Source organism: Nocardioides nematodiphilus (genome assembly GCF_020216525.1).
Classification (GTDB): Bacteria; Actinomycetota; Actinomycetes; order Propionibacteriales; family Nocardioidaceae; genus Nocardioides; species Nocardioides nematodiphilus.
In genome coordinates this window covers 36,361-51,441 of sequence record NZ_JAIWOY010000015.1, presented here as the reverse complement: position 1 = coordinate 51,441, position 15,081 = coordinate 36,361, and the positions used below count along the sequence as shown (strand labels likewise).

At 71.6% G+C, this 15,081-nt stretch carries 19 protein-coding genes; 13 read left to right on the top strand and 6 right to left on the bottom strand.

Annotated elements, in window-relative coordinates; genetic code table 11:
* The first annotated feature begins 32 nt into the window (after positions 1 to 32).
* The 5 genes from KSO98_RS17770 (at position 33) to KSO98_RS18740 (ending at position 3,292) form a co-directional block, all read left to right on the top strand.
* Positions 33 to 797 carry an SGNH/GDSL hydrolase family protein gene (locus KSO98_RS17770; RefSeq protein ID WP_225287081.1) on the top strand — a complete coding sequence of 255 codons (765 nt, stop codon included), beginning with the start codon at positions 33 to 35 and terminating at the stop codon, positions 795 to 797.
* A 51-nt stretch (positions 798 to 848) separates the two neighbouring features.
* Positions 849 to 1,562: a DedA family protein gene (locus KSO98_RS17765; RefSeq protein ID WP_225287080.1), complete on the top strand. Its 714-nt coding sequence runs from the start codon at positions 849 to 851 to the stop codon at positions 1,560 to 1,562.
* Positions 1,563 to 1,676: 114 nt separating this feature from the next.
* Positions 1,677 to 1,973, top strand: coding sequence for a DUF4193 family protein (locus KSO98_RS17760; RefSeq protein ID WP_225287079.1), 297 nt, complete (start codon positions 1,677 to 1,679; stop codon positions 1,971 to 1,973).
* 145 nt (positions 1,974 to 2,118) lie between these two features.
* Positions 2,119 to 3,135: a heme-binding protein gene (locus KSO98_RS17755; RefSeq protein ID WP_225287078.1), complete on the top strand. Its 1,017-nt coding sequence runs from the start codon at positions 2,119 to 2,121 to the stop codon at positions 3,133 to 3,135.
* A gap of 22 nt (positions 3,136 to 3,157) precedes the next feature.
* Positions 3,158 to 3,292: a hypothetical protein gene (locus KSO98_RS18740; protein ID WP_263642953.1), complete on the top strand. Its 135-nt coding sequence runs from the start codon at positions 3,158 to 3,160 to the stop codon at positions 3,290 to 3,292.
* Here the strand turns inward: KSO98_RS18740 and KSO98_RS17750 are convergent.
* Positions 3,286 to 4,503 carry a sensor histidine kinase gene (locus KSO98_RS17750; RefSeq protein WP_225287077.1) on the bottom strand — a complete coding sequence of 406 codons (1,218 nt, stop codon included), beginning with the start codon at positions 4,501 to 4,503 and terminating at the stop codon, positions 3,286 to 3,288. The genes KSO98_RS18740 and KSO98_RS17750 overlap by 7 nt on opposite strands.
* A gap of 181 nt (positions 4,504 to 4,684) precedes the next feature.
* Between KSO98_RS17750 and KSO98_RS17745 the strand changes: the two genes are divergently transcribed.
* From KSO98_RS17745 to KSO98_RS17730, 4 genes are all read left to right on the top strand, one after another.
* The gene (locus KSO98_RS17745; protein WP_225287075.1) at positions 4,685 to 5,308 is read left to right on the top strand and encodes an alpha/beta hydrolase; all 624 of its coding nucleotides are present in this window, start codon (positions 4,685 to 4,687) and stop codon (positions 5,306 to 5,308) included.
* Positions 5,309 to 5,343: 35 nt separating this feature from the next.
* Positions 5,344 to 6,312 (top strand): ATP-binding protein, encoded by a 969-nt coding sequence (locus KSO98_RS17740; protein WP_225287074.1) that lies wholly within the window; start codon positions 5,344 to 5,346, stop codon positions 6,310 to 6,312.
* 169 nt (positions 6,313 to 6,481) lie between these two features.
* Positions 6,482 to 7,012: a hypothetical protein gene (locus tag KSO98_RS17735; RefSeq protein WP_225287073.1), complete on the top strand. Its 531-nt coding sequence runs from the start codon at positions 6,482 to 6,484 to the stop codon at positions 7,010 to 7,012.
* A gap of 10 nt (positions 7,013 to 7,022) precedes the next feature.
* Positions 7,023 to 7,670, top strand: coding sequence for a hypothetical protein (locus KSO98_RS17730; RefSeq protein WP_225287072.1), 648 nt, complete (start codon positions 7,023 to 7,025; stop codon positions 7,668 to 7,670).
* 4 nt (positions 7,671 to 7,674) lie between these two features.
* Here the strand turns inward: KSO98_RS17730 and KSO98_RS17725 are convergent, their stop codons facing one another.
* Positions 7,675 to 8,601, bottom strand: coding sequence for an oxygenase MpaB family protein (locus KSO98_RS17725; RefSeq protein ID WP_225287071.1), 927 nt, complete (start codon positions 8,599 to 8,601; stop codon positions 7,675 to 7,677).
* A gap of 238 nt (positions 8,602 to 8,839) precedes the next feature.
* Here KSO98_RS17725 and KSO98_RS17720 point away from each other — a divergent pair, with 238 nt between their 5' ends.
* Together KSO98_RS17720 and KSO98_RS17715 are read left to right on the top strand one after the other, a co-directional pair.
* Entirely contained in the window at positions 8,840 to 9,085 is a 246-nt protein-coding gene (locus KSO98_RS17720) for a hypothetical protein (protein ID WP_225287070.1), read from the top strand.
* A gap of 45 nt (positions 9,086 to 9,130) precedes the next feature.
* Positions 9,131 to 9,490 (top strand): VOC family protein, encoded by a 360-nt coding sequence (locus KSO98_RS17715; RefSeq protein WP_225287098.1) that lies wholly within the window; start codon positions 9,131 to 9,133, stop codon positions 9,488 to 9,490.
* A 4-nt stretch (positions 9,491 to 9,494) separates the two neighbouring features.
* Here KSO98_RS17715 and KSO98_RS17710 read toward each other — a convergent pair whose 3' ends face one another.
* Genes KSO98_RS17710 through KSO98_RS17700 form a run of 3 tightly spaced genes read right to left on the bottom strand, consistent with a single transcriptional unit; the run spans position 9,495 to position 11,179 of the window.
* Positions 9,495 to 9,929, bottom strand: coding sequence for a hypothetical protein (locus KSO98_RS17710; RefSeq protein WP_225287069.1), 435 nt, complete (start codon positions 9,927 to 9,929; stop codon positions 9,495 to 9,497).
* 58 nt (positions 9,930 to 9,987) lie between these two features.
* Positions 9,988 to 10,749, bottom strand: a complete 762-nt coding sequence (locus tag KSO98_RS17705; protein ID WP_225287068.1) for an isocitrate lyase/PEP mutase family protein — start codon at positions 10,747 to 10,749, stop codon at positions 9,988 to 9,990.
* A 49-nt stretch (positions 10,750 to 10,798) separates the two neighbouring features.
* On the bottom strand, positions 10,799 to 11,179 hold the full coding sequence (locus tag KSO98_RS17700) for an ArsR/SmtB family transcription factor (protein ID WP_225287067.1): 381 nt from the start codon (positions 11,177 to 11,179) through the stop codon (positions 10,799 to 10,801).
* A gap of 55 nt (positions 11,180 to 11,234) precedes the next feature.
* Between KSO98_RS17700 and KSO98_RS17695 the strand changes: the two genes are divergently transcribed.
* Entirely contained in the window at positions 11,235 to 13,205 is a 1,971-nt protein-coding gene (locus KSO98_RS17695) for a heavy metal translocating P-type ATPase (protein WP_225287066.1), read from the top strand.
* A gap of 15 nt (positions 13,206 to 13,220) precedes the next feature.
* Here the strand turns inward: KSO98_RS17695 and KSO98_RS17690 are convergent, their stop codons facing one another.
* Positions 13,221 to 14,198, bottom strand: coding sequence for a zinc-binding dehydrogenase (locus KSO98_RS17690; protein WP_225287065.1), 978 nt, complete (start codon positions 14,196 to 14,198; stop codon positions 13,221 to 13,223).
* Between the two features lie 159 nt (positions 14,199 to 14,357).
* Here KSO98_RS17690 and KSO98_RS17685 point away from each other — a divergent pair, with 159 nt between their 5' ends.
* Positions 14,358 to 15,032, top strand: coding sequence for a hypothetical protein (locus KSO98_RS17685; protein ID WP_225287064.1), 675 nt, complete (start codon positions 14,358 to 14,360; stop codon positions 15,030 to 15,032).
* The last annotated feature ends 49 nt before the right edge of the window (positions 15,033 to 15,081 follow it).

Here is a 15,081-nt window from a genome sequence, read left to right as displayed (position 1 = left end):
CACGCGCGTCCCGCATCGACGCCGGATCCATCGTGCTGACCCCGTCGTACAGCCGCTACGTTGCGATCGGCGACTCGTGGACCGAGGGCCTGGGTGACCCGGACCAGCACCGACCGAACGGGCTCAGAGGGTGGGCGGACCGCGTCGCTGAGGGGCTGGCGGCCGGCCGCGATGACTTCCGGTACGCCAACCTCGCCATCCGCGGACGCACCATCGAGGAGATCATCGACCAGCAGCTGGCGCCGGCACTGGACCTCGGACCAGACCTCCTCAGTCTCCAAGGGGCCGGTAACGACCTGCTGCACCTCCGGGTCGACATCGACGCCCTCGTGGAGTCGATCGATGCGGCCGTCGCTAAGGCCAACGATGTCGGCGCGCGCGTGGTGCTGTTCACCCACGGGGTCCCGGCCGCCGGCCCGTTCCGTGCCCTCCGTGGCCGGATCGCGGTCTTCAACCAGCTCCTGCGCGAAGTCGTCGACAACCGCGGCGCGGTGCTCGTCGACAACTGGCGACTGCACGAGGCCACGGACCCGCGCTACTGGGACGTCGACCGCATCCATCCGTCGCCCTTCGGCCACCACCTCGCTGCCGTGCACGTGCTGAACACGCTCGGGGTCCGGCACGACAACGAGCCGTTGGCTCTGCCCGATCCAGCAGCCCTCACCCGCCGACAGCGCCTGCTCGCCGACGTCGAGTGGGCCAGGAACTTCGCGGGCCCGTGGATCCACCGTCGGCTGACAGGCCGCTCCCTGGGAGACGGCATCACCGCGAAGCGACCCGTGCTGGCGCCGATCTGAGTCATGCCGCGGGCGGATCCGGCCAACCGGGTGGGTGCGAGACTCGTCCCGATGACGTACGCCTCGCACCGCCCGGAGACGCCGGCCCCACACCCGGCCCCGGCTCCGTGGGGCGAGCGCGCCGAACGATCCGACCTCGTGATCATCCTGTTGATCGGGCTGTACGTCGCGTACTCGTTCGCGACTTGGCCGCTCGTGCCCGCTCTGATCGGCCCGCACCCCGTGCTGCTCGAGATCGTCGGCAGCTCGACCTTGGCAGAGGTGACGGTCGGCGCGCACAGCCGGCTGGGCGAGCTGCCGCTGTGGGCCGCGATCGCGCTCGGGGTGCCGAGCACGATGATGTTCGACTGGGTCTTCTGGTGGGCGGGTCGACGATGGGGCGACCGTGCGCTGCACACGCTCCTCGGCCGCGACACCTCGGCGCGAGGCGCTGCCAGACGCGAGGTGCGCATCGTCCGGTTGGAGCGGTGGGCCGGGCGCTTCGGGCCGGCCGCAGTCGTCCTCGCCTACTACCTGCCTCTGCCGTCACTGCTGATCTACGTCGCGGCCGGCCTGTCGGGCATGCGACTGCGCACCTTCCTGCTCCTCGACCTGCTCGGCACCCTCCTGTGGGTCGCGCCGATCGTCGTGCTGGGGTACGCGATCGGCAAGCCGGCCGTCGACGTGGTCGACCGGCTCGAGCACTACTCCGTGTTCCTGACCATCGCGGTCGTCGTGGTGGTCATCGGCCTCCGACGGTGGAGGAGCCACCGCGGCGTCTCCTGAAGCCCTGATCCGTCGACCGCCGCGACCTTCCGCGGCGTACCCTCGCGCTCGGGATGACGGAAGCGGCCCTGCTTGCGGCTAGCCTTCGCGCTCCCCTTCGAGAGGATCCTCCACATGGCCACCGATTACGACGCATCGCGCAAGACCGAAGAGGAGCAGAAGGAGGAGAGCCTCGAGGCTCGTCGCCTCGCCTCCGGCGACCAGGACAAGAACTCCGGGAAGGTCGACGAGGACGAGACCGAGCTGGCCGAGACCTACGAGCTTCCCGGCGCCGATCTCTCCCACGAGACCCTCGAGATCGAGGTCACGCCGAAGCAGGCCGACGAGTTCGTCTGCGCCTCGTGCTTCCTCGTCCAGCACACGTCCCGCCGTGCGGCGGCAGATCCCGATCGGTGCCGCGACTGCGCCTGAGCGAGCGACCGCCCAGCACTCCTCGGGGCCGGTACCTCATTGTGGCGATCTCCGCGCGCCGGACGCCGGCGGTGGTCCAGCGGTGCATACGGTCCACACGGCCGGCGTCTGGAGTCGGCTCCGACCAGAAGCTGCTGGAGGCACGATGACGGCACGTACGGAGACGGACCCCGACTTCACGTTCGCGGGGCTCGCCACCCCGGACGTGGGAGACCTGCACGACACGGCAGGCGCGGGAGACGCGGGAGACGCGGGGCGAGCGGAGGCCGGCACGGCGAAGCCTCACCCGCTCGGGGCCCTGGCGGGCCTCCTCGGGACGTGGAAGGGCCATGGCTTCAATGCCATCTGGCGGCCACATCGGGCCACTCAGCACGATCGCTTCCTGGAGCTGAACAGGACCGACGAGACGCTGGTGTTCAGCCGGATCAACGGCGCCATCCCGAACCGCGGTCTCGCGATGCACGACATCGAGATGCACGGCGTGACCTACATGCAGCAGATCAGCGAGTCGAGCACCGGCGCGGGACTCCACATCGAACCCGGGATCTGGGCCAAGGTGCCTGCCACGGCTGATCCCCATGAACCGGACTCGGTGGTCCGGATGGCGTCGATCCCACACGGCACGGTCATCCTCGCCCAGGGCATCGTCTCGCTCCAGCAGGGCGGCACGCTGCACATCCCGGACAACAACATCCTGCCGTTCTTCTTCGGCCAGGCGGCACCCGCGAACACCCAGTTCCACAACGTGGCCGCGACGTTCGAGGAGCTGGACCTGGCCCGACCGACCCCGTTCCGCTTCACCGCACCCGGGGTGACGCACGCCGTCGTCAAGAACCCCAACAGCGTGCTGCAGGCCGCCCTCCGGTCTGCACTACAGGGCACCTCCTTGAAGCACGTGGCGACCTTGCACGTGGCCACCGATCACAGCGTCATCAAGGCCGGAGGCGGTACCGCCAACACGGCGTTCCTGGCTACGAGCAGCAGCCCTCCGGGAGGCAACGCCCTCGCCGCGCGGGCCGAGGCGACGTTCTGGATCGAGACGATCGCCGGCACCGGGGGCCGTCCGGACACTCACCAGCTGCAGTACACGCAGCTGGTGATGCTCGACTTCAACGGTATCCATTGGCCCCACGTGACGGTCGGGACCCTCGTCAGGCAGTAGCCGCGGCCGCGACTACGTGTTCGTGACCATCACCCCCACCAGGCCCGGCTCGGCCCACCTCGAGAGCTTCGACATCGACTACCGACGCAGCGGCAGCCACCTGTTCCAGCGCGGCAGCCAGACGATCCAGGCCGATCGCAGGCTCACGGTCTACTGAGGAGGGAGGCGATGCGGGAAGGTGGCGACCACGATGGTGCCGCCGCCCGGTCGAGCGCGGATGTCGAGGGTGCCTCCGTGGTCGGCGACGATGCGCTGACAGCTCGCCAGCCCGATGCCGTTGCCCGGCACGTCGGTGCGGTATCGGGCCAGGGGATGCAGCACCTCCTCCCGCCGCTCCGGCGGGATGCCCGAGCCGTTGTCGGCCACCTGCACCTCCACCCCGAGCGGGGTCTCGCGGGCGGTCACGACCACCTCCGGCTCGGTCCCAGCACGCGTGAAGGTGAAGGCGTTCTGGATGAGGTTCTGCAGCAGCGCCCGCAGCTGCACCGGGTCGGCGATCACGTCGACGCCTGACCAGCGGAGCTTGCCGTGCGCGACCAGCTCAGCGAGATCCCCGATCACCCCACCCATCGCCTCGTCGAGCGGAACCCGTCGCGGGGTCAGGGTGCCGCCGATCCCGGCGTACTGGAGCAGGCCCTCGATCAGCGTCATCATCTGACGGCCCGACGCCTCACAGCGCTGCACGTACGCGGCGACACCGGCGTGGTCGCGGACGGCCGGAAGGTCGCCGAGGAGCTCGGCCCAGGCGAGCAGGCCGGACAGCGGTGTCTTCAGGTCGTGACTGACCTGGCCGGCGAAGGCGGCCAGGTGCTCCTGCGAGCGGGCGAGCTCGGCGTTGGTCCGAGCGAGCTCGTCGCTGCGCACGCTGAGCTCGAACAGGTTCACCGCCTGGTGCGCGAGCAGGGCGAGCATGCGGCGGCGATGGGCCACCGTGTTCCGCCGTCGCTCCGGGCTGCGCGCCACGCGCGGATCAGCGACGCTCAACGTCCCCACCGCGACACCGTCGGGATCGCGGAGCACCGCCGCGGCGAACATGTGGCCGTCGCCGACCCGGCCATCAGCGCGCAGCCGTGCGGCGAGGCGTGGATCTTCGGCGATGTTCTCGAGGTAGAGATCCTCCCCGCCCGCGACGATCGCGGCGCTCAACGGGTCCTCGTCCTCGAGCAGCCGCGCGTCCCACGCCGCGGTGTCAGCCCCATGGCAGGCGACGAGGTACGCGCCACCCTCGTGGACGATCTCGATCGCGGCGACGGGAGCCTCGCACAGCTGAGCGGCGACCTCGCACAGCTCGGTCAGATCCTCCGCGACCCCCCAGCAGTCCAGATAGGCGCTCGCTGCGGAGGCAGCTGACTCCCGGTCGACGCCCATGTCAACGCGCCCCCAGCCCGCAAGATCGCGCCGGGAGGCTATGCCGCGACAGGGCCGCCCCCCGGTACGGGAGCAGCCCGCGGCACCACGATCGGGTCCGGGCGCGACTCACTCGGCGTTGTCATCATGCTCGAAGGTACCCGTGCAAGGAGTCAGGATGCTCGGCCTTACCGTGGATCGCGTGAATCCGAACCCTTCGATCCGAGCGCGGCTCGTGCCGACCCACACGCCCGCCTCACCGAAGGCAGCCGTCCTCGTCCTTCACGGGGGCGCCACCCGCGCCGGCCGCGCCGAGGTCAGCCCCACCCAGCTCTCCGTCCTCCGGATGATCCCCATCGCACGCCGGATCGCGGCGGTCGGCCGCGGGCGCCTGGCGGTCTACCGGCTCCTGAACTCCACCCGCGGCTGGGACACCTCGCACACGCCGGTCGACGACGTCCGATGGGCGCTCGGACAGATCGCCGCCCGCCACGGCGACCTGCCCACCGCACTCGTCGGTCACTCGCTCGGCGGCCGCGCCGCACTGCTCGCTGGCGGCTCGGACCCGGTGCGGAGCGTCGTCGCGCTGAACCCATGGGTCTACCCCTCCGATGACGCCGACCTGACGGGTCGTCGGGTCCTCATCGTCCACGGGTCCGAGGACCGCGTCGCCCTGGTCGGACGCGCCCGCGCCGTCGCGCGGAACCTTGCGCGCCGTACGGCCGTCGACTTCCGCGAGGTCTCCGGCGGCACGCATGCCATGCTGCGCCACCGGCGCGCTTTCGAGGACGCGGCGACATCCTTCGTCGCCGACTCGCTGCTCTAGCGCTCCCGGCGCCCGATGGGCCTACGCTTCGGCGTATGGAGGTGCGACCGACACGGGGCGTCGACGCCGTCATCACGCACGCACTCCAGGAGCTGACCGAGCTGCCCGCGGTCGGCCGCGCGGGCATCGCCCTGAGCGAAGGCGCCGGCCGGCGACTGCTCTTCACCGCCTCGGACCGGAGCGGACCGGTCGTCGACTGGTGCCACATCGACGCGTACGACGACGTTCCGCTGACCTGGACGCTGCGATCGCGCCTGCCGGTCAGCGGCGCGCTGAGCGAGCTCGCCGACCGGTTCCCGGTGTTCGTGGCCAATCAGGCCGGCACGCCGACGACGGCCGTGATCGCCACCACGCTGGAGCACGACGGCATGCTCCTCGGCGGCGTGGTCGCCTTCGTCCACGACGTCGTACCGCTGGCCCCGCTGAACGACGCGGTCACGTCGATCGCCTCGACCACGGCGGCCGAGCTGGATGCGCTCCGACGGCGCAGCACGGGACACCCGCCGCAGCCCGATCCGGACGAGCCGTCCTTCACGATCGCTGCGGCCAGGGACGTCCCCGCCGCACGACAGCACCTGCGGCGGCTCCTCACCCGGCACGGCGTGGAGGAGGACACGGTCGACGACGCCGTCATCTGCCTCTCCGAGCTGCTGGCGAACGCCGTCATGCACGCAGGCGCGTCAGCGGACGTTCACGTCGAGAGGTCCGACCGGCTGCTGCGTGTCACCGTCCGGGACCGCGGCGGCCTCCTCGGGCAGGCGCCACAGCCGGTACGTGGCGTCGAGCCCACCGCCGTCCACGGACGAGGGCTTCAGATCCTCGACGCGTTGAGCACCCGCTGGGGCAGCACGACCACCGCCACGGGGGCGGCCGTCTGGTTCGACATCGACCTACGCGGCCGAGTGGCTACACCAAGTCAGGGTCCACCTCGGGCGCGGGCACCGCACCGGGGTCGGCCGTCGGCTCAGGATCGGGTGTCGATCCCGGGCCAGGATCGCCGCTAGGGACCACGGTCGGGTCGGGACTCGGCTCACTCGGTGTCGTCGTCATGCCGGGTCGGTACCCGCACCCCCGCCCCGGATGCTCGACCGAGTGTCATCGGATCCAACGGCCGTGCAACTCAGGTCACACGCATCCGGGGTGTCCGCGCGCACGCCTCGGGCACCGGAAAGCATGACCAACGACCACGCATCAGAAGCACGTGAAGGGCTCCTCGACACCGTGGCCGGCAAGGCCAAGGAGGTCGCCGGAGCCGTGACAGGCAAGGACGATCTCGTCGAGGAGGGCCAGCTCCAGCAGGCCGAGGCCCGGCACCGCCGCGAAGCGGTGGCCGAGTCGGCCGTCGCGGACGCCAAGCAGCAGGAGGCCGTCGAGGAGCTCCGCGAGACCCGGCAGGAGACCGCCTCCCAACGCCAGACCGCCGACGCCCAGGCCCGCCAGGAGGAGGCCGCCGCCGAGCGCCAGCGCGCCTCCGAACAGGCCGCCGCCTCGCGCGAGGCGGACCAGCGCGAGGCCCAGGGCCTCGAAGCCGCCGAGGAACGAGCCGACGACGTCGCCGCCCACCGCGCCGACGAGGCCGACAGCATCGACCGGGCCGCCGACGCCACCGAGGAGCGTGCCGCCGACGAGCGCGCCCGCCTCGAGCGTGAGGCCGCCGACGCCGAACACCGCGCAGCGCAGCTGCGCGCCGAGAACGAGATCTGAGGAGGCACTCATGATCAGCACGCTCATCTCCCTGCCCTATGAGCTCACCCGTCGCCCCGTGGTGGCGGTCGGCGACGGGCTCACCGGCCGCCTGCGCGAGGACGCTGCGGCGCGCCGCTACTTCGACAAGGCGATCGGCACCGCCGACCAGCTCGCCGGGAACCTGCTGCGCAACGGCGAGATCGCCCTACGCGGTGCCGAGCGGCTCGAGCGCTCTGCCGGACTCGCCGAGGCCGCCACCCTGGAGCGCAGGGCCGAGGTCAAGCGCGAGAAGGCACGCGTGACCCAGGCCACCGGCCGGCAGAGGGCCGAGGCTCGACGCGACGCCGCGCAGGAGAAGCTCGAGCGTGGTCTCGAGGAGGCCGACGCCGTCGAGGCCCAGGCCAAGCGCGACGCGCGCGCTCAGGCCAGGAAGGCCGCGGCGAAGAAGAAGGCGGCCGCCGACCGGGAGGCGTCGGTGAAGAAGGCCGCCGCCGACCAGCGCCGCGAGCGCACCGACCAGGCCGCTGCCGCCAAGGAGAAGGCCGCGCAGCGTCGGGCCACCGCTGAGCTCGAAGCGGCCCGCAACAACAGGGACGCCGCCGCCGACGCGCGCAAGGACGCCGACCGCCTCGAGGACCTCACCGAGGCCAAGAAGGCCAAGCGCCAGAGCTCCTAACGGTCTATCGCGGTCCGCCGGTAGCCGTGCCGGCGGACCGAGGTGGGTCCGCGATGACCCATCGCGCCGCCGCGGTGCCGGCGGACCCGATGGGCCGTGCGATCAGCGCGTCGACCAGCGCACCGGCCACCGGCGGATGCGGCACGCCCAGCATCCGACGCGCCCAGCCGGGCAGCGTGGCGACAGCGCCCGCGGCGATCAGCGCGTACCCCGGGCGCGCCGGCCAGGGCAACGGCGGGCGCACCAGCAGGTAGCGGGCGACGTTCCTCGCCGCAGGTGAGCCCTCCAACTCGCTGCGGAACCCGGCCAGCTCCTCGCGGAGCTGGGCTTCACTGACAGGCGGCTCGACGACGCCGAGGCGGGCGGCGACCAGGCCCGTCTGGGCGACGTACCGGTCCGCGTCCGGCTGACTGAGCCGCCGTACCCCGTAGCGCTGATACGTGGTCAGGAAGCTCTCGACCTCCGCGAGGTGGATCCACCGCAGGAGATGCGGGTCGTCGGCCGCGTACGGGCGTCCGTCGGGCGCGATCCCACGCACCGACGCGTGGATGCGCCGCACCCGCGCGATCGCCTCCTCGGCGTACGTGATCGGCCCGAACGTGGTGGCCGCGATGAACGCGCTCGTGTTGGCCACCCGCGCCCAGGGATCCATCCGGTAGTCCGAGTGGTCCTCCACACCGGCCAGCGCCAATGGGTGAAGTGACTGCAACAGCAGCGCCCGCAGTCCGCCGGCGAACATCGAGGCGTCGGAATGGACCCACCAGATCGGATCGGCGGGAGTGAACCAGCGCTCCCCTGCCGCACCCCAGATCTGCTGCGCCCTCGCCTCGGCGTCCGGCCCAGCGATCCGGTGCCGCAACGCCGCCCCGGCCCGTCGCCTCACCACGTCGACCGGCCGCTCCAGCGCGGCGCCGATCCCTCGCGAGTTCACGTGTCCATGATGGCACCGCCCCGAAACGGAGGACCCGCCCGTACGGGTCCGGCTCCTATCGACAGGTCCTGTCGGTGAGGTGCCCGCAATAGGACCCCGGCGCGCGGGGCCGAAGGGCCATAGAATCCCGCCGGTGATCGAGTTCGGCGACCGGAGGACCATGTGCGTTTCGATCTGACGCCGAGTCGGGTCGCCGCCGAAGTACGCGCCAATCGAACATCTGTTCTATTCTTTCATCATGGAGTCGAGCCTGCGCGAGTCGGAGCCACGGCTCGTCTGGCTGCTGCGCGGCGGCCCGGGGAGCGTTCCGCTCCCGGCCTGGCCGGGCCTGCTGCTGGCCTGGCGGAAGACGCCGCCGGATCCCCCGAAGCCCGGGCGGTGGCAGGCGCTGGTGGCGTTCTCACGCGCGGGCTCGCTCGTGGAGCTGCGCTGGTGCTACGACACGGAGCTGCGACCCGTCCAGGAGCGCCCGCCCACCGGGTGACCCTCTAGTGTCAGAGCTCCCCTACCTAGGAGCGCCCCGTTGGACATGCGACTCGAGCTCGTCCCCCTCCCGACCCGCGACGTCGACCTGAGCAAGGAGTTCTACGTCGAGCGGATGGGGTTCCACCTCGACCACGACGTCGAGCCCGGCAACGGGTTCCGGGTCGTGCAGCTGACTCCCCCGGGGTCGGCCTGCTCGATCGTCATCGGCGTCGGGATGAGCAACCCCGAGGCTCCCCCGGTGCTCGGCCTGCACCTCGTGGTCGACGACATCGAGCTGGTGCGCGGCCACCTGGTGACCAAGGGCGTCCAGGTCTCCGAGGTGCAGGACATGGGGGGCGTGAAGTACGCCTACCTCAGCGACCCCGACGGCAACTCCTGGGCGCTCCAGCAGCTCGACCGCTGACACCTCACAGATCCGCCGGCCGGGCCTCGTGGCCACGGCGTCCGTGGGTACGCCGATCCTCCTTCATCTCCGCCTCGTAGAGATGGCGCTTGCCCTCGGCGAGCTGGTCCCGAGCCAGCTTCTCGAGGTCCCGGAACACCGCGTAATAGGTGTCGTCGTAGCCCTCGACGATCTGGAACGTCCAATGGCCGGGGATGACGTTGCGCCCCACCAGCTCGGTGTCCACCCGATCGGCGAGCTCGTCGTGGCCGGCGTCGCGAAGCATCGCCACCGCGTCACCGAGCATCAGGTCGGCGGTCCCGGTGCGGCGGTGGAAGGCGTACAGGTGTCCGCGCGCCTCCTCGACGGCCTCGAGCGCCTCGGACAGCTTGCCGAGGGCGTCCACGGTCGCGTCGTCCAGACCCTCGGGCCGGCGGTGCGCTCCGTCGGGGCCGCTCATTCGCCGCTCCCACTGCTCATGTTCGAAGTCATGAGCGGCATTACCCCGTCCGGGCCGGTCACAACCAGGGCGTGACGAGCTCCGTCAGCTTCGGGGTCAGCGCCATCATCAACAGCGGGCCGAAGGTAATGCGCTGGACGCCGGCCGCCCGCAGCTCCTCGAGCGAGCCCGACATCGCCCCATCGATCGGGTGCGCGGTGACGTTGACCGGCCCGGAGAGCTGATCGAGGACCGAGCGCAGCGTGGCGTTGTCCGGGATCCGCACCGGGTAGACGCACCGCGCACCGGCCTCCTCGCAGGCGCGCAGTCGGCGGACGGCCTCGGCCAACGGGTCCTCGAAGGTGGTGTGGACGCCCAGGAAGGCATCCGTGCGGGCGTTGATGACCAGCTCGACGCCGGCCTCGTCCGCGGCGGCGCGGATGGCGCCGATGTAGTCGGCGTGCTCCTGGACCTCGCGCAACCGGCCCTGGCTGTGCACGGTGTCCTCGATGTTGATGCCGGCCACGCCGGCCTCGAGCACGCGCTCGACCAGCTCGGCGGCGGGGGTGTCGTAGCCGGACTCCATGTCGGCGGTGACCGGCACGTCGACGGCGGCCGTGATGCGACGGATGCTGTCGAGGGCGTCGGAGAGGGTCATCCCCTCGTTGTCCTGCTGCCCACGGGAGTCGGCCAGCGGGTGACTGCCGACGCTCACCGCGGTGAAGCCGGCCTCGACGATGGTGCGCGCCGACCAGGCGTCCCACGCCGTCGGCAGTACGAGCGTCTCGCCCGTGTGGTGCAGTCGCAGGAGCTCGCTCGCCTTGGCCGTCACATCGCTCATGGGCCGAGCATGGCAGAACGTCCCGCACCGGTCGCGTGTCGCGTCCGGATCAGTGATCGCGCGCCGAGCCGGCTTCCTCGCCGCTGCGGCCCGCGTCGCCCGTACGGAGGTGCTCGGCGTGATAGAGCGCCTGGTCGAGGAGCTCGGCGACGTGGTCGTCGTAGAGCTCGTATACGATGGAGCGCCCGTTGCGCTCGCCGGTCACCAGGCGGAGGTTGCGCAGGATCCGCAGCTGCTGGGAGACGGCCGGCTGCTCCATCCCGATCGACTGTGCCAGGTCGCCCACGGTGGCCGCCGATCGGCGCAGCCGGTCCAGGATGAGCAGTCGGCTCGGAGTGGCGAGCGCCTGGAGGGTCGCGGCGAGCACCTTCGCCGATGACGCGTCGAGCGCCGCGCGGCCTTCGCCGCCGTCTCCCCCGATGTGTCCCACGGGCACACTCTAGGGGCATTTGGGTGCATACATGTGCATGTGTTTACTCTTTGCGGTGACCGCCCTCCAGAGCCCTGCCTCGGCACCCGCCGCCGCATCCCGTCCGAGCGCTCCTCGGCGCGCCCTGATCGCGACGGCGCTCGAGCTGCCGGAGGTCCGCTGGGCGGGTCTGGCGCTGATCCTGTTCTCACTCGGCGGTGCCGCCCAGCTCGCCGGTGCGCCCGCGCCGATGTGGTGGGCGCTCTACCTCGCCTGCTACGCGGCGGGTGGCTGGGAGCCGGCCCTCGCCGGGGTGCAGGCGCTGCGGGAGCGGACCCTCGACGTCGACGTGCTGATGATCGTCGCGGCGCTCGCCGCCGCTGCCATCGGCCAGGTCCTCGACGGCGCGCTGCTGATCGTCATCTTCTCCACGTCGGGGGCGCTCGAGGCGTTCGTGACCCGGCGTACGGCGGACTCCGTGGGCGCGCTGCTGGAGTTCGCGCCCGAGCGTGCCACCCGCGTCCGGGACCAGTACGGAGCCCGCGACGAGGTCGAGGTCGACGTCGCGGACCTGTGCGTCGGCGACCTGATCCTGGTGCGTCCCGGCGAGCGGATCGGCGCCGATGGGGTCGTCGTCGACGGTGCCAGCGAGGTCGACCAGGCGACCATCACCGGCGAGCCCCTGCCCGTGTCCAAGCAGGTCGGAGCCGAGGTCTATGCCGGTACCGCGAACGGCACCGGCTCCCTGACGGTGCAGGTGAGCGCCACGGCCCACGACTCTGTCGTGGCCCGCATCGTGGCGCTGGTCGAGGAGGCCTCCGAGACCAAGGCGAAGACCCAGCTCTTCATCGAGAAGGTCGAGGAGCGCTACTCGCTGGTTGTCGTCGCCGCGACCCTCCTCATCGTGGGCGTGCCGCTCCTCGCCGGTGCTTCCTTCCAGCCCTCGCTGCTGCGGGCGATGACGTTCATGATCGTCGCCTCTCCCTGCGCCGTCGTGCTGGCCACCATGCCGCCGCTGCTCGCGGCGATCGCCAACGCGGGGCGGCACGGTGTGCTGATCAAGTCGGCGGTCGCGATGGAGAGCCTGCGCACCGTGGACACCGTCGTCTTCGACAAGACCGGGACCCTCACCCACGGCACCCCGGTCGTGACCGAGGTCGTCGCGCTCGGCGACATCAGCGAGCACGAGCTCCTCGCGCTCGCCGCAGGCGCGGAGCAGCCCAGCGAGCACCCGATCGCGCGGGCCATCGTGGCCCACGCACGGGCGAGCAGCCTCGCCGTCCCCCTCGTCACCGACTTCCACGCCATCCCGGGACACGGCGTGATCGCGCGCCACGGTGAGGCCACCGTACGGGTCGCCTCGCCGGCCGTGCTGGCGGAGATCGGCGTCGCCGCCGGCCCGGTGACCGAGCAGATCGACTCCCGTGAGCAGGCCGGGCACACGATCGTCGTCGTCCTTCTCGACGACCGGCCGATCGGGCTGATCGCGCTCGCGGACGAGGTCCGTCGGGCGGCCGCGGCCACGACGGCCCGGCTGACGCACGCCGGCGCCCGCACGGTGCTGCTGACCGGTGACCACGACGTCGCCGCGCGCCAGGTCGGGGCGATCGTCGGCATCGGCGAGACCCGCGGCGGCCTGCTCCCCCACCAGAAGGCCGCCGAGGTCGCGGCACTGAAGGACGCCGGTCAGCGCGTCATGCTCGTCGGCGACGGCATCAACGACGCGCCGGCGATGGCGACCGCGGACGTCGCCGTCGCCATGGGACGCGGCGGATCCGACCTGGCCGTCGACACCTCCGACGTGATCCTCGTCCACGACGACATCACCGCCATCCCCGCCGCGATGGCACTGGCCGAGCGCGCGCACCGGGTCGTCGTGGCCAACATCGTGTTCGCGGCCTGCGTCATCGCGGTGCTGGTCACCTGGGACGTCGTGGGCCATCTCCCGCTGCCGCTCGGGGTGGCCGGCCATGAGGGCTCGACGGTCGTCGTCGGACTCAACGGCCTGCGGCTGCTCCGTCGCTCAGCGTGGCGTGCCGGGGCCTGAGCGTCCCCGCCAGCGCTACGGGTGCAGCAGGATCTTCCCGGTCCGGCCGGGTGCGCCGTTGGCACGGGCCGCGACGCTGATCTGGTCGAACCCGTAGGAGGCCTCGACGGGGAGCGTGAGTGAGCCGCCGCTGACCCGCTCGTACAGCTCGCCCATCAGCGCGGCGCGCTTGTCGGCGGCCATCTCGGCGCTGACCTTGCTGCCCCAGAAGCCCTTGATCGTGACGTGCTTGAAGATCACGTCACCGGAGGGGATCTCCATGATCGGTGAGGCCATCGCGCCGAAGACCACCAGCGTGCCCTCCTCCGCGAGGACGGAGACCAGGTCGCCGCTGGCGCTGCCGCCGACCGAGTCGACCGCCACCCGGACGGGCGCGCCGGCGGTGACCTCGGCGGCGCGTTCGCGCCAGCCGGCCGAGTCGGTCGCCACCACGTTGCCGATGCCGAGGGCGGCGAGCTCGTCGACGCCGTCGGCACGGCGCACCAGGCCGAGGACGTTGACCCCGCGCGCGGTCGCCAGCTGCGCGACCAGGCGGCCGACCGCCCCGTTCGCGGCGTTCTGCGCGAGCCAGTCGCCGGGCTGCAGGTCGAGGGTGTCGAGCAGGCTGATGGCGCTGAACGGCATCGAGACGAGCTGGGCGGCGGTGTCGTCCGGGAGTCCGTCAGGCACCGGCAGCACCGCGCCGGCCTTCGCCAGGAAGTACTCCGCCCACACGCCGAACGTCCCGCCCGTCACGACTCGCTGGCCCACCTCGAGGCCGGTGACCTCCGCGCCCAGCGCGTCAACGACGCCCACGGCCTCGGTGCCGGCACGGGCCGGCAGGTCGGGCTTGTAGCCGTAGCTGCCGCGGATCGTCCACAGGTCGTGGTTGTGGATCGGCGAGGCGAGCAGCCGGACCCGGACCTCGCGCGGGCCCGGCTCCGGGGTCGGGACCTCCTGGACGGTGAGGACCTCGGAGGGGTCTCCGAACGACTCGTGCACGATGGCGCGCATCCACTGCCTTCTCTCGTCTGGGCGGGCCCGATCGCGTACCGGCCCCGGCCTCCATCCTGCCCCGGCGACCAAGCAGCCGAAACTGACACCCATCCGTCCGGCGCGCGGCTCCGAACCACTTCCGAAGATCCACCAACCAGTACGACGGAGGAGATTGCGATGAGCAAGTTCGGAAGCGGCAAGACCCGTCTCGCGGCTGCGGCCACGGTGATGGCGCTCGCGGGAGGCATCGGTGCCACCGTGGCGGCGACCAGCCCCGCGATGGCGATGGGGTCGGGCCACGGCACCAACGAGTTCGGCATGACCAAGGCGTTCTACGACGGCAAGGCGCTGAGCTTCACGTACAGCAAGGGCTACTTCTGCGACACGTCGGTGTCGTCGTCGGCGACAACCGGCTGCGAGGCCGGCGCCAAGTGGAAGACGGCTCCCTCGAAGCACCACGACCCGCTCTTCATCACCGTCCCGCTCGGCTTCGACGTGAAGAAGCGCGCGATGGACTGCCCGTCGGGCCTGGTCTGCGTCGACCACCCCGGCACCATCGACCTCACCCGGCTCGAGCCGGCCCTGAAGCCGCTCTACCCGCAGCTGAGCGACGCCCAGCTGACCGACGCGCTGAAGGACGCGGCCACCCCCGGCCACAGCCACTTCATCACCGACCGCAACCACGGCAAGCCGGAGTGGTGGGACGTGAAGGTCGTCGGCGTGACCGACAAGGCCGAGTACAAGAAGATCAACCACCACCGCTCGGCCGCCTTCCTCAAGAAGGAGATCAAGGCCGGCCGGACCACGGCGGCCATCCCGACCAACCTGTTCCTGTTCTTCTCCGTCAAGTGAGGGCCGGCCGGGGTGGGCGCGTGGCGGCGCGTCCACCCCGGCACCGGAG

Excerpts from the sequence above, each read along its gene's own strand:
- KSO98_RS17735 (WP_225287073.1), top strand. The coding sequence starts at position 6,482 with ATGACCAACGACCACGCATCAGAAGCACGTGAAGGGCTCCTCGACACC.
- KSO98_RS17690 (WP_225287065.1), bottom strand. The coding sequence starts at position 14,198 with ATGCGCGCCATCGTGCACGAGTCGTTCGGAGACCCCTCCGAGGTCCTC.
- KSO98_RS17750 (WP_225287077.1), bottom strand. The coding sequence starts at position 4,503 with ATGGGCGTCGACCGGGAGTCAGCTGCCTCCGCAGCGAGCGCCTATCTG.
- KSO98_RS17705 (WP_225287068.1), bottom strand. The coding sequence starts at position 10,749 with ATGAGCGATGTGACGGCCAAGGCGAGCGAGCTCCTGCGACTGCACCAC.
- KSO98_RS17730 (WP_225287072.1), top strand. The coding sequence starts at position 7,023 with ATGATCAGCACGCTCATCTCCCTGCCCTATGAGCTCACCCGTCGCCCC.
- KSO98_RS17685 (WP_225287064.1), top strand. The coding sequence starts at position 14,358 with ATGAGCAAGTTCGGAAGCGGCAAGACCCGTCTCGCGGCTGCGGCCACG.
- KSO98_RS17715 (WP_225287098.1), top strand. The coding sequence starts at position 9,131 with ATGCGACTCGAGCTCGTCCCCCTCCCGACCCGCGACGTCGACCTGAGC.
- KSO98_RS17755 (WP_225287078.1), top strand. The coding sequence starts at position 2,119 with ATGACGGCACGTACGGAGACGGACCCCGACTTCACGTTCGCGGGGCTC.
- KSO98_RS17720 (WP_225287070.1), top strand. The coding sequence starts at position 8,840 with ATGGAGTCGAGCCTGCGCGAGTCGGAGCCACGGCTCGTCTGGCTGCTG.
- KSO98_RS17765 (WP_225287080.1), top strand. The coding sequence starts at position 849 with ATGACGTACGCCTCGCACCGCCCGGAGACGCCGGCCCCACACCCGGCC.
- KSO98_RS17760 (WP_225287079.1), top strand. The coding sequence starts at position 1,677 with ATGGCCACCGATTACGACGCATCGCGCAAGACCGAAGAGGAGCAGAAG.
- KSO98_RS17740 (WP_225287074.1), top strand. The coding sequence starts at position 5,344 with ATGGAGGTGCGACCGACACGGGGCGTCGACGCCGTCATCACGCACGCA.
- KSO98_RS17710 (WP_225287069.1), bottom strand. The coding sequence starts at position 9,929 with ATGAGCGGCCCCGACGGAGCGCACCGCCGGCCCGAGGGTCTGGACGAC.